The 12,155-nt window shown below is 61.2% G+C and carries 14 protein-coding genes; 6 read left to right on the top strand and 8 right to left on the bottom strand.

The genetic code is table 11. From position 1 onward, the window contains the following. Nucleotides 1-6: 6 nt before the first annotated feature. Nucleotides 7-459 carry a D-aminoacyl-tRNA deacylase gene (gene dtd, locus ASR47_RS13225; RefSeq protein WP_065308252.1) on the bottom strand — a complete coding sequence of 151 codons (453 nt, stop codon included), beginning with the start codon at nt 457-459 and terminating at the stop codon, nt 7-9. Beyond that, nucleotides 456-1,721 (bottom strand): tyrosine--tRNA ligase, encoded by a 1,266-nt coding sequence (gene tyrS / locus ASR47_RS13220; protein ID WP_065308251.1) that lies wholly within the window; start codon nt 1,719-1,721, stop codon nt 456-458. Before tyrS ends, dtd begins: the two co-directional genes overlap by 4 nt. Before the next feature lie 154 nt (nt 1,722-1,875). Between tyrS and ASR47_RS13215 the strand changes: the two genes are divergently transcribed. After that, on the top strand, nt 1,876-3,243 hold the full coding sequence (locus tag ASR47_RS13215; protein ID WP_065308250.1) for a M23 family metallopeptidase: 1,368 nt from the start codon (nt 1,876-1,878) through the stop codon (nt 3,241-3,243). Nucleotides 3,244-3,337: 94 nt separating this feature from the next. After that, nucleotides 3,338-4,429, top strand: coding sequence for an anhydro-N-acetylmuramic acid kinase (locus tag ASR47_RS13210; RefSeq protein ID WP_065308249.1), 1,092 nt, complete (start codon nt 3,338-3,340; stop codon nt 4,427-4,429). 59 nt (nt 4,430-4,488) lie between these two features. Here the strand turns inward: ASR47_RS13210 and erpA are convergent, their stop codons facing one another. The 4 genes from erpA to rplM all read right to left on the bottom strand — a co-directional run bounded on the left by erpA (nt 4,489) and on the right by rplM (nt 7,015). Next, the gene (erpA, locus tag ASR47_RS13205; protein ID WP_065308248.1) at nt 4,489-4,851 is read right to left on the bottom strand and encodes an iron-sulfur cluster insertion protein ErpA; all 363 of its coding nucleotides are present in this window, start codon (nt 4,849-4,851) and stop codon (nt 4,489-4,491) included. Between the two features lie 124 nt (nt 4,852-4,975). Then, entirely contained in the window at nt 4,976-6,013 is a 1,038-nt protein-coding gene (gene argC / locus ASR47_RS13200; RefSeq protein ID WP_065308247.1) for an N-acetyl-gamma-glutamyl-phosphate reductase, read from the bottom strand. Between the two features lie 171 nt (nt 6,014-6,184). After that, nucleotides 6,185-6,577, bottom strand: a complete 393-nt coding sequence (gene rpsI, locus ASR47_RS13195) for a 30S ribosomal protein S9 (protein ID WP_010393285.1) — start codon at nt 6,575-6,577, stop codon at nt 6,185-6,187. A gap of 9 nt (nt 6,578-6,586) precedes the next feature. Then, entirely contained in the window at nt 6,587-7,015 is a 429-nt protein-coding gene (rplM, locus tag ASR47_RS13190) for a 50S ribosomal protein L13 (protein ID WP_010393282.1), read from the bottom strand. Nucleotides 7,016-7,253: 238 nt separating this feature from the next. Between rplM and ASR47_RS13185 the strand changes: the two genes are divergently transcribed. Continuing rightward, the gene (locus ASR47_RS13185; RefSeq protein ID WP_065308246.1) at nt 7,254-7,676 is read left to right on the top strand and encodes an OsmC family protein; all 423 of its coding nucleotides are present in this window, start codon (nt 7,254-7,256) and stop codon (nt 7,674-7,676) included. A gap of 110 nt (nt 7,677-7,786) precedes the next feature. On the opposite strand, the gene coq7 is transcribed toward ASR47_RS13185, so the two are convergent. Together coq7 and ASR47_RS13175 are read right to left on the bottom strand one after the other, a co-directional pair. Continuing rightward, a complete protein-coding gene (coq7, locus tag ASR47_RS13180) occupies nt 7,787-8,431 on the bottom strand; it encodes a 2-polyprenyl-3-methyl-6-methoxy-1,4-benzoquinone monooxygenase (RefSeq protein WP_065308245.1) in 645 nt (214 codons plus the stop codon). 87 nt (nt 8,432-8,518) lie between these two features. Continuing rightward, the gene (locus tag ASR47_RS13175; RefSeq protein WP_065308244.1) at nt 8,519-8,959 is read right to left on the bottom strand and encodes a hypothetical protein; all 441 of its coding nucleotides are present in this window, start codon (nt 8,957-8,959) and stop codon (nt 8,519-8,521) included. 147 nt (nt 8,960-9,106) lie between these two features. Here ASR47_RS13175 and ASR47_RS13170 point away from each other — a divergent pair, with 147 nt between their 5' ends. The 3 genes from ASR47_RS13170 (at nt 9,107) to ASR47_RS13160 (ending at nt 12,153) form a co-directional block, all read left to right on the top strand. Then, nucleotides 9,107-9,886 (top strand): ATP-binding cassette domain-containing protein, encoded by a 780-nt coding sequence (locus ASR47_RS13170; protein ID WP_065308243.1) that lies wholly within the window; start codon nt 9,107-9,109, stop codon nt 9,884-9,886. 4 nt (nt 9,887-9,890) lie between these two features. After that, on the top strand, nt 9,891-11,087 hold the full coding sequence (locus tag ASR47_RS13165) for an ABC transporter permease (RefSeq protein ID WP_065308242.1): 1,197 nt from the start codon (nt 9,891-9,893) through the stop codon (nt 11,085-11,087). A 166-nt stretch (nt 11,088-11,253) separates the two neighbouring features. After that, nucleotides 11,254-12,153: an ABC transporter ATP-binding protein gene (locus tag ASR47_RS13160; RefSeq protein ID WP_065308241.1), complete on the top strand. Its 900-nt coding sequence runs from the start codon at nt 11,254-11,256 to the stop codon at nt 12,151-12,153. The last annotated feature ends 2 nt before the right edge of the window (nt 12,154-12,155 follow it).

The following is a 12,155-nucleotide window of genomic DNA, read 5'->3' as shown; positions in this document are numbered from 1 at the left end:
TGCTCCTCAAGCCGGTTTGGGGTGGACCTGCAGCCAGAACGTGACCGGGCCGTCATTCGTCAGCGACACCTGCATGTCGGCGCCGAACTGCCCCGTCTGCACGCAGGCATGGCGGCCACGCGCCTGTTCCACGAAGTGATTGAACAGGCGCAAGCCGTCCTGCGGGCTGGCAGCCGGGGTGAACGACGGGCGCGTGCCGGACCTGGTGTCGGCCGCCAGGGTGAACTGCGGCACCAGCAGCAAGCCGCCAGCGACGTCCGTCACGCTGCGGTTCATTTTGCCGGCATCATCCGAAAATACGCGGTAGCCCAGCAGTTTGGCCAGCAGGGCGTCCGCTTCTTTTTCGGTATCGCCGCGTTCGGCGCACACCAGCACCATCAGGCCGGCGTCGATGGCGCCGATGGCGCTGCCGTCGACCTCCACCTTCGCGCGGGTGACGCGTTGCAGCAGCGCGATCATGCCGTCAAAGTGACGCGCGCAAATTTGCGCTTGCCCACTTGCAGCACGCATACGCCCGCCTCGACTTTCAAGGCCTTGTCGCTGATCACGGTGCCGTCGATGCGCACGCCGCCCTGGTCGATCATGCGGGTCGCTTCCGATACCGATGGGCACAGACCCGTTTGTTTCAACAACTGGGCAATCGCCAGCGGCGCGCCGGCCAGCGCCACTTCCGGGATGTCGTCGGGTATGCCGCCCTTGGAGCGGTTGACGAAGTCGGCCAGCGCCTCTTCGGCTGCCTGCTGCGAATGGAAGCGGGCGACGATTTCCTGCGCCAGCGCCACTTTCGCGTCGCGCGGATTGCGGCCTCCCTCGACTTCGCTTTTGAGTTGCGCCAGTTCGGCGATCGAGCGCCACGACAGCAGTTCGTAGTAGCGCCACATCATGACGTCGGAAATGCTCATCAGCTTGGCGAACATGGTGTTGGCCGGTTCCGTGATGCCGATGTAATTGTTCTTCGACTTCGACATTTTTTCCACGCCGTCCAAACCTTCCAGCAGCGGCATGGTCAAAATACACTGCTGTTCCTGGCCGTACTGCTTCTGCAGTTCGCGGCCCACCAGCAGATTGAATTTCTGGTCGGTGCCGCCCAGTTCCAGGTCCGACTTCAGGGCCACCGAGTCGTAGCCCTGCATCAGCGGGTACAGGAACTCATGCACGGAAATCGGCACGCCGCCCTGGAAGCGCTTGGTGAAATCGTCGCGTTCGATCATGCGCGCCACCGTGTAGTGGGAAGCGAGCTGGATGATGCCGCGCGCACCGAGCGGGTCGCACCACTCGGAGTTGTAGCGAATTTCGGTTTTGCTGGCATCGAGTACCAAAGATGCTTGCGCGAAATACGTCATCGCGTTAATCTCGATCTGTTCCTTTGTCAGCGGCGGGCGCGTGACGTTGCGGCCCGACGGGTCGCCGATCATGGAAGTGAAGTCGCCGATCAGGAAAATGACCTGATGGCCGAGGTTTTGCAACTGGCGCATCTTGTTGAGCACCACGGTGTGGCCCAGGTGCAAGTCCGGTGCGGTTGGGTCCAGGCCCAGTTTGATGCGCAGCGGCACACCGCTTTGTTCGGAGCGCGCTAATTTTTGCGCAAATTCGCTTTCGATCAAGAGTTCGTCGACGCCACGCTTGGTAATTGCGAGGGCTTCTTGTACTCTGTCCGACAGCACGAGCGGCGCCTGAGCTGGGTTAGCCTTGGCAGGCGATGCATTGGTGTTGATTTCCATAAATTTTTGCCGTCGATCTCGAAATGGTAGTAGGTTTGCAGAGTTTGGTATAATGCTCGATTCCATCAATCTTGCCGCATGAAAACGAACCAAAATAACAATAAAAAAGAGTAGCAGTTCAGGTCACGTTCAAGGGCAAATTTTAACTGATTGCATGAACCCTATACATAAAATCACAAGCTCGCGCTTGTACACACAGCTGGCGACCACTCGCAAGGCCCGCATCGTCGGCGCATCGGCAGTGCTGCTGACCGTGGTCGCTTTTGGCGCTGTGGCAGTGTCGCCGATGGTGCCCGATGCGTCGGACCTGCCGGTGCGTTCGATCGCCGAAAATCTGGAAATGCCTGATCTGTCCTCGCAAATCACCGCGCTGGAACAGGTAGACCAGAACTTCACCCACGAAGAAAAAGTCCGTCCTGGCGACACCTTGTCCGCCATGCTGATCCGCCTGGGCGTCGATGATGCCGCCGCCGCCAACTTCATCAAGACCGACAAGGTCGCGCGCCGCGTGATGATGCTGAAAACGGGCAAGCGCGTGCAGGCGCAGACGACCGAAAACGGCGAACTGAACTGGTTGCGCGCCACCCTCGTCGACAGCAGCGACAACACCGCCCGCAACATCCTGGTGACCCGCAAGGGCGACAAGTTTGTTGCCACCGAAGTGGCCGCCCAACTGGAGCGCCGCGTCGAAATGCACGCGCGCAAGATCACCTCGACCCTGTTTGCCGCCACCGATTCCAGCCTGGACGGCACCCGCCTGCCGGACGTGATCTCCAAGCAAATCGTTGAAATGTTCTCGACCAATATCGACTTCCGCTCCGACGTCAAGCGTGGCGACTCGTTCAATGTGGTGTATGAAACCTTCTGGCAAGACGGCGAATTTGTCCGAGCGGGACGCATCCTGGCCGGTGAATTCACCAATCGCGGCAAGACGTTCCAGTCCGTGTGGTTCGAAGACCCGGCCAGCAAGCAAGGCGGCGGTTATTACAGCTTCGACGGCAAGTCCCTCAAAAAAGCCTTCCTCAAATCCCCACTCGAATTCTCCCGCATCTCGTCCGGCTTCTCCATGCGCGTGCACCCGATTTCGGGCAACTGGAAGCAGCATAAAGGCATCGATTTCGCCGCCGCCACCGGTACGCCGATCCGCGCCTCGGGCGATGGCGTGGTCGACACCGTCGGTTCGCAAAACGGCTACGGCAACGTGGTGGTCCTGAAACACTGGGCCAACTACAGCACCGCCTACGCCCACATGAGCCGCTTCGCTGCGGGCCTGAAAAAAGGCCAGAAGGTCAGCCAGGGCGATGTCATCGGTTACGTCGGCACCACCGGCTGGTCGACCGGCGCCCACCTGCACTACGAATTCCGCGTTGGCGGCGTGGCGCAGGACCCAAGCAAGCTCAACGTGCAAGCACAGGCGCCGCTGACGGCCGCCGAACTGGCGCGCTTCCGCCTGGTGTCGGCCGACATGATGCACCGCTTCACCCTGCTGCGCCCGAACGACACGGCGCTCGCTTCGCGCTAAATAGCTGAACGCCGCGCGCCGCGCGTGGACAACAAGAAAGGCACCGCCCATTCCGATGGCCGGTGCTTTTTTTTATCAAGGACAAGGAAACACCATGCTGTATATCGGTCTGATGTCAGGCACCAGCCTCGATGGCGTCGATGGCGCGCTGGTCGACTTTTCGCACGATGGCGTGCGCAGCCTGGGCGACGCCTATGTGGCGCTGCCCGACAACTTGCGCACCGACCTGATGGCGCTGCAGGCGCCAGGTCACAACGAAATCGAGCGCGAAGCGCTGGCCGCCAATGCGCTGGTGCGCCTTTACGCCGACTGCGTCGGCAAGTTGCTGGCCCAGGCCGGCATCGGAGCGGATGCGGTAGCGGCCATCGGCGCGCATGGCCAGACCATCCGCCACCGCCCCGAACTGGGCTTTACGCGCCAGCTCAACCACCCCGCCTTGCTGGCCGAGCTGACGGGCATCGACGTGATCGCCGACCTGCGCAGCCGCGACGTGGCAGCCGGCGGCCAGGGCGCGCCGCTGGTGCCGGCGTTTCACCAGGCACTATTCAATGCGCCGGGCCAGACGCGCGTGGTGGCCAATATCGGCGGCATCAGCAATATCAGCGTGCTGCAGGCCAACGGCACGGTGACCGGCTACGACAGCGGCCCGGGCAACGCGCTGATGGACGGCTGGGTGCTGCGCCACCAGGGCCAGCCGTATGACGCCAATGGCGCCTGGGCCGCTACCGGCAAGATGATCCCCGCCCTGCTGGCCGAGCTGCTCGACGAAGCGTATTTTGCGCTGCCGGCGCCGAAAAGCACGGGCCGCGACCTGTTCCATGCCGACTGGCTGGCCGGTAAACTGGCCGCGCATCGCGACGCCGCGCCGGCCGACGTGCAGGCCACGCTGACCGAACTGACGGCCGCCAGCCTGGCGCAGGCGATATTGCGCGATGGTGCGCAGGCCGATACGGTGTATGTGTGCGGCGGCGGCGCGTATAACGCCACCCTGATGGCGGCGCTGGCCACCCGGTTGCCGGGCATGGCGGTGGCGTCAACCCAGGCGCTGGGCGTCGCGCCGAACCAGGTCGAAGCACTGGCGTTCGCTTGGCTGGCCTGGCGTTTTACGCAGCGAAAGCCGGGCAATTTGCCGGCGGTGACGGGGGCGACAGGATTAAGGGTGCTGGGAGCACTGTATCCGCACTAAGCGCAATACAAACACAAACAGCGGATCGAAGGATCCGCTATTTTTCACCTGCCCGGTTTTTAAACCGAGAACGAGGAACCGCAACCGCAGGTCGAGGTTGCCGTTGGATTTTTGATCACGAACTGCGCGCCTTCCAGGTCATCCTTGTAGTCGATTTCCGCGCCGACCAGGTACTGGTAGCTCATGGAATCGATCAACAGCTGGACGCCGTTCTTGACCATGGTGGTGTCATCTTCGTTGACGATTTCGTCGAAGGTGAAGCCATACTGGAAGCCGGAGCAGCCACCGCCCTGCACGAACACGCGCAATTTCAGGTCGGGATTGCCTTCTTCCTCGATCAGCTGGGCGACTTTTTCGGCGGCGCTATCGGTAAAGACGATAGGCGACGGGATTACATCTTGCATTTCAGCGACAGCATTCATTTCATACTCCTCAGAAAACATGCGTTCATTATAGACTGTTGACGCGAGTCGCGCTGTGGCCGCCCCTTTTTCAGCGGCCACGGCGTTGTTATTGCCCACGCGCCAGCAGCAGGCGCCAGAACGCTTATGGCATCAGCGCGATATGCTGCAGGCCGGCCGTTTCCTTCAGGCCAAACATCAGATTCATGCATTGCACGGCCTGGCCCGACGCGCCCTTGACCAGGTTATCCTGCACCACCAGCACGATCACGGTATTGCCGCCCTCAGGGCGGTGCAGCGCCAGGCGCAGCACGTTAGAGCCGCGCGTCGAGCGCGTTTCCGGGTGCGAACCGAACGGCATCACATCGACAAACGCCTCATCCTTGTATTGCTCTTCGAACAAGGCTTGCAGTTCTTCGTTGCCGATGTCCTTGTTCAGCTGCGCATACAGCGTCGAATGCATGCCGCGTATCATCGGCACCAGATGCGGCGTAAACGTCAGCGCGACCTTGTCGTCGGTAAAACGCTGCAGCTGGGCGGTGGTTTCCGGCAGGTGGCGGTGGCCGGCCACGCCGTAGGCCTTGAAGCTGTCGCTGCTTTCCGAAAACAAAATACCGATTTCGGCCTTGCGGCCGGCGCCGGACACGCCCGACTTGCAGTCGGCGATCAGGCTGCCTGCATTGACCAGGCCGGCTTTGAGCAGCGGGTAAAAGCCCAGCTGCATGGTGGTCGGATAGCAACCCGGGTTGGCGATCAGGGTGGCCTGCCTGATGTCTTCGCGGTTCAGTTCCGGCAAGCCGTACACGGCCTGCTCGATCAGCTCGGGCGCGGTGTGGGGAATCTTGTACCACTGCTCGAACTTGGCCTGGTCTTTCAGGCGGAAGTCGGCGGCCAGGTCGATCACTTTCACGCCGGCAGCCAGCAAAGCCGGCGCCTGCGCCATGGCCACGCCGTGCGGAGTGGCAAAAAACACCACGTCGCATTGTTCGAGGTTGGCCTTGTCGGGCGAGGAAAACGCCAGTTTTACGTGGCCACGCAGGGAAGGATACATGTCGGCCACCGGCAGGCCGTCTTCCTTGCGCGAGGTAATCGCCGTCAACTCGACGTCCGGGTGGGTTGCCAGCAGGCGCAGCAATTCCACGCCAGTGTAGCCAGTGCCGCCGACGATGCCAACTTTGATCATGTTTTTTCCTTGAGTAAATAAAATGAGATGAATCAGGGGAGATACCGCAAGCCTGCGGCATTTTGCGCGTATTTTACAGCGCAATGGCGCGGCACGCAGAAATGCAAAAAGCCGCCGGCCCGAAGGCCTGCGGCTTTTGAGACAGCGCCCGGAAGCGCTGCAGCGTAGAAATTAACGCTTCGAGAATTGCTTTGCGCGACGTGCTTTGCGCAGACCAACTTTTTTACGCTCGACTTCACGTGCATCGCGGGTCACGAAGCCGGCTTTTGCCAGTTCCGGTTTCAACGCTGCATCGTAGTCGATCAGAGCGCGGGTGATGCCGTGACGAACTGCACCAGCCTGGCCCGACTCGCCGCCGCCATGGACGTTGACTTTGATGTCGAAACGCTCGACATTGCCGGTCAGTTCCAGTGGTTGACGGATAACCATCAGACCGGTTTCGCGCGAGAAGTATTCGTTTGCTGGTTTGCCGTTAACAACGATCAAGCCTGTGCCAACTTTGATAAAAACGCGAGCCACTGCACTCTTGCGACGGCCGGTTCCATAATTGTAATTACCGATCATGTCAGTTCCTTAGAGAACAAGTGCTTTAGGTTGCTGAGCTGCGTGCGGATGGGAACCTTCCGCGTACACTTTCAGCTTCTTGATCATTGCGTAGCCGAGTGGGCCTTTAGGCAGCATGCCTTTGACCGCTTTCTCAAGCGCGCGACCTGGAAAACGCTGTTGCATTTTCTGGAAGTTGGTTTCGTAGATGCCGCCTGGATAGCCAGAGTGACGGTAGTAAATTTTCTCAGTAGCTTTGGTACCGGTCACACGCAGTTTGCCTGCGTTGATGACGACGATGAAGTCGCCGGTATCGACGTGAGGAGTAAATTCTGGTTTGTGTTTGCCGCGCAGTCGGAGTGCCACTTCGCTGGCAACACGTCCGAGGACTTTGTCCGTCGCGTCAACCACGAACCAATCGCGCTGGACTTCATGTCCTTTAGCGGAAAATGTTTTCATGTTGACTTCCTAATAGATTACACGCTCAAATGGTGGTTCCGCCTGGTTACTTGCGCGGACTCTGCCTTATTTACTTTTCCTGAGCGAACGGAAAGCCGACAAGTATAAGCGGCTTTGCCCTGCCCGGTCAAGCCGCAATTACCGCCGCCATCACGGCCGCTTGCGCACCGGCGGGCCAAACATGGACCGTCATTCCTCCATTACAATACAAAACGCCTACAATTTTCGGAGAAGTACGATGGAATGCAAAGTTAGCTGGAATGGCCCGTCGGGCATGAGTTTTCGGGCAGAAACTGGCTCCGGCCATCTGGTGACCATGGACGGCGCACCGGACGGCGGCGGCCACAACCTGGCGCCGCGGCCGATGGAAATGGTTTTGCTGGGCACCGGCGGCTGCACCGCCTATGACGTGGTGCTGATCCTCAAACGCGGCCGCGAAGCCGTCAGTGGCTGCGAAGTGACGCTCAAGGCCGACCGCGCCGACACCGACCCGAAAGTGTTTACCAAGATCCACTTCCATTTCACCGTGCGCGGCAAGTCGCTCAAACCGACGGCGGTGGAACGCGCCGTGGCGCTGTCGCACGACAAGTATTGCTCGGCGTCGATCATGCTGGCAAAAACAGCGGAAATTACGCACTCGTTCGAGATTGTTGAAGAATAAAAACCGTAGTGCGGATTAGGCGTGGCCGCCGAGGCGCGCAGCGCCGCAATCCGACAACACCGCAAAGGCCAACAATGTTGTCCGGTTACGCGCTTGCGCGCTAACCCGACCTACAGGTAATACGCGGTTTTGGTCATCACTTTGCCCATGATACCCATCAGCGCCTTGACCGGCGCCGGGGTGTCGGTGGCGCCCAGGCGCTGGGCGGCGGCGCCATGCTCGATCTCGTCGAGCTGCATCTGGCGCACGATGGCGCGCGATTTGGCGTCCTGCGGCGGCAAGTCGCCCAGGTGGCTTTCCAGGTGGGCTTCGACCTGCTTTTCCGTTTCCACCACAAAGCCCAGGCTCTGGCCGTCGCCCATGCGCGCAGCGATGGTGCCGAGCGCAAACGAGCCGGCATACCACAGGGGATTCAACAGACTCAGGCGTGAACCGAGCTCGTGGACGCGCTGCGCGGTCCAGGCCAGGTGGTCTTCCTCGTCGCGTCCGGCTTCGTCGAACTGGGCGCGGATGGCCGGGCTGTGCGCATGGCGCGCCTGCGAGTTGTACAAGGCCTGCGCGCACACTTCACCGACATGATTGACACGCATCAACCCGGCGCTGTGGCGCTGCTCGGCCGCGCTCAGGGTGGCGTCGGGCGCTTGCGCGGCCGGCGTCGGACGCGAGGCCGAGGCCACGCCGGCGATCACGCGCAAGGCCTTGTCGGCGCCGACGATGAAACGGTCCAGGGGATTGAAGTAGCGGTGTGCGGTCATCGTCAAGGAACTCATGTCTGGGGTAAAACATGATTATAGGACGATCGCGACCCGCCGTCGCGGCGCGCCCGGGAGGCGCACGGGACTTTACTGGCTTGCTTGACCTGTGCGCGTTTTTTCACGCTCGATCCAGTCGACCACGGGGCCGACAGCGTCCAGGCCCGACAGGCTTTTTGCCACGCCCAGGTTCAGCGACACGAGGAAGAACATGCTGTCGATGGGAATATCGGGGCAATGCGTGCCAAAGGCGGCCAGGAAGCGCGGCGACTCGAGCACCCGCAGCACTTTTTCGCCGCTCATGAATTGCAGGACGCTGGCAATGCTGTGCCCACCACCGAGCGTGTGGTAAATGAAGCGGTTGTATTTGGCGTCGATCTTCTTGAAATCGAGCTCTTCCTGCGTCATCAGGCCGGCCAGGTAATACAGTCCAAGGCTGACGCGAAAGAAACCGATGGCTTCCGCGCTGGTCATGCCGGCGCGCGCCACGGCCAGCACTTTCTGCTGCATTGCCTCGTCTATGTTTCTCATTGCACTCCCCCTGCGCCGTCATGCGGCGCCCATCGGCGCAGCTTGCATGAAGATGAAAGCTTTTTCAATAGCTGTTCACTATTTCCCTCTTGCAAGTTACTTTTTTTGCATGCTACCCTGAAGAACCCCAGCACAATGGATGCCCCCATGATAGAGGTAAAGCACCTGGCCAAGCGGTTTCGCATGCCGCCGCAGAAAGATAAAACCACGGCGGCGCCCGACCCGCGCGAGCATGACGGCTGGTTCCACGCCGTGCGCGACGTCAGTTTCAGCTGCGCTCCCGGCGAAGTGCTCGGTTTGCTGGGACCGAACGGCGCCGGCAAGACCACCACCTTGCGCCTGCTGTCGACGGCCCTGCAGGCGGACGCGGGCAGCGCCCTGGTCAATGGCGTTGATGTCTTGCAGCAACCACTGGTGGCGCGCCAAAGCATCGGCTTCCTGTCCGGCTCGACCGGCCTGTACGGCCGCCTGACGGCGCGCGAGAACGTGGAATATTTCGGCCGCCTGCACGGCATGCCGGCCGACAAACTCAAGCAGCGCTGCGACGAACTGTTCGCCCTGCTGCAGATGGAACACTACGGCAACAAGCGCGCCGACCAGCTGTCGACCGGCATGAAGCAGAAATGCGCGATCGCGCGCACCGTCGTGCATGCGCCGCAGGTGGTGATCCTCGACGAGCCGACCACCGGCCTGGACGTGATGTCGGCCAAGATCCTGCTCGACTTTATCGCCAGCTACAAGGCGCTGCGCGTGCCGCTGATCTTTTCCACCCACCATCTGCACGAGGTGGAAAAGCTGTGCGACCGCGTCTGCATCATCAACCATGGCACCACCGCCTTCAACGGCACGCTGGACGAACTGCGCCAGCTGGGCGGCAGCGCAGATCTGTACGACGCCTTTGTCGGCGTCATCAACCGGGGAGCTTGAGCGCATGTGGACCATCTACCTGAAGGAATTGCTGGAACTCACGCGTGACCGCAAAACGCTGATCTTCACCATCCTGATTCCGATCTTCGCCATGCCGCTGATCTTTGGCGGTTTCGCTTATGTTTCGAGCAATATGTTCAAGAACGCCAGGTCGGCCGAGCTGCGCTATGCGATCTTCGGCCAGCAGCATGCGCCGGGCCTGGGCGCGCACTTCGGCCAGCAAGCCAATTTGCGCCTGGTGCCGCTGAAGGACGAAAGCGAGATCCGCCAGGCGATTCTTGACGAACGCATCAAGTTCGCGGTGGTGATCCCGCCGCAGTTCGACGCCGCCTTGCAGCAGCAGCGCCAGGCCAGCATTACCTTGCATTACAACAGCGCCAGCACGGTCGACGTGACGCAGCAGCGCGTGCGCGAGGTGATCGACGGCTACAACACCAGCTTGCGCCAGCAGGCGCTGTCGGCGCTGAAGCTCAATGCCGAACAGCTGGCGTTCGCGCTGGCGCCGGTACTGCTGGAGAAAAAGTCCACCGCCGACCAGCGCGAGCAGATGGGCGCCGTGATCGGCGGCATGCTGCCCTATCTGCTGCTGATGGTGTGCCTGACGGCCGCCATGTATCCGGCGATCGACATGGGCGCCGGCGAAAAGGAAAGGGGCACCTTGGAAACCTTGCTGCTCGCGCCGGTGCCGCGCGGCGCCATCGTGCTGGCCAAATTCCTCGTGCTGTTTACCGTCGGCATGACTTCGGCGGTGCTGATGGTGGGCAGCATGGCGGTGCTCCTGACCGTCTTCGGCGGCTCGCTCGAAGGCAACCTGGCCATGATGGTGCGCAGCATTACCCTCACCGACCTGGCAATGATCACCCTGATGCTGGTGCCGACGGCCGCCATCTTCGCCTCGCTGCTGCTGTCGATCTCGATCTATGCCAAAAGCTACAAGGAGGCGGCCGGCATGATCACGCCGCTGATGCTGCTGACCATTTTGCCGATCGTGGTGGCCATGCTGCCGGGGGTGGAGCTGAACTGGCTGTGGGCGATGGTGCCGCTGACGAACGTGTCGCTGGCCATGAAGGAGCTGGTCAAGGGCACCATGGACTACAGCATGTTTGGCGTGATCCTGGCCTCGACCACGGTGATTGCCGGCGCCCTGCTGCTGCTGTGCCGCTGGTGGTTCAAGCGCGAAGCGGTGCTGTTCCGTAACTGAGCGCCGTTCCGCCGCGTCTATCGCACTCTGGGCACGCGAAAATACCGTACATCGCAAGCAACTGCCCAGTACGTCTTTTATTCAATACAATGCCATCATGGATCAGTCCCCGGCCGCCTGCCAGGCGCCGGGCGATGCCCGTCTAACAGCATGAGCAAGGAATTGTATGGAATTGCAGATTCGTCATTTGTCGAAAACCTACGCCAACGGTGTCGTGGCGCTGGACAATATTTCGCTGGCGATCCCACCTGGCATGTTCGGCCTGCTGGGCCCGAACGGCGCCGGCAAGTCGACCCTGATGCGCACCCTGGCCACCTTGCAGGAATGCGATTCGGGCTCGGTCTTCTTCGGCGACTATGACGTGCTCGACGACAAGGACGAGATCCGCCGCATGCTCGGCTACCTGCCACAGGACTTCGGCCTGTATCCGAAAGTGACAGCCTACGAACTGCTCGACCACTTTGCCAATTTGAAAGGCCTGTCGCAGCGCGCGCGCCGGCGCGAAGTGGTCGACGGCCTGCTGCAGCAAACCAATCTGTTCGATGTGCGCCACCAGCGCCTGGGCACGTTTTCGGGCGGCATGCGCCAGCGCTTCGGCATCGCCCAGGCGCTGCTGGGCGACCCGAAGCTGATCATCGTCGACGAACCGACGGCCGGCCTCGACCCGCAGGAGCGGGTGCGCTTCCACAACCTGCTGTCCGACATCGGCGAAGACAAGACGGTGATCCTGTCGACGCATATCGTCTCCGACGTGGCCGACCTGTGCGCCAACATGGCCATCATCAACAAGGGCCATGTGCTGCTGTGCGGCAAAACACAGCAACTGATCGATGATGTCAGCTGCAAGATCTGGGCGCGCTTTGTCGACAAAAAGGAGCTGGCCAGCTTCCAGCAGCGCCATGCCGTCATTTCCACCCGCCTGCTGTCGGGCCGCACCCTGATCCATGTCTACAGCGATACCGACCCCGGCGACGGTTTCGAGGAAGCCATCGGCGACCTGGAAGACCTGTATTTCGCCACCATTGCCGGCCGCCACCGCGTCGACCCCGGCTGCGGCGAGGAATAAGC

This window comes from Janthinobacterium psychrotolerans (assembly GCF_001677885.1).
GTDB lineage: Bacteria > Pseudomonadota > Gammaproteobacteria > Burkholderiales > Burkholderiaceae_D > Janthinobacterium > Janthinobacterium psychrotolerans.
The sequence above is the reverse complement of the archived record's forward strand: the minus strand, read 5'-3'. Positions and strand labels throughout refer to the sequence as shown.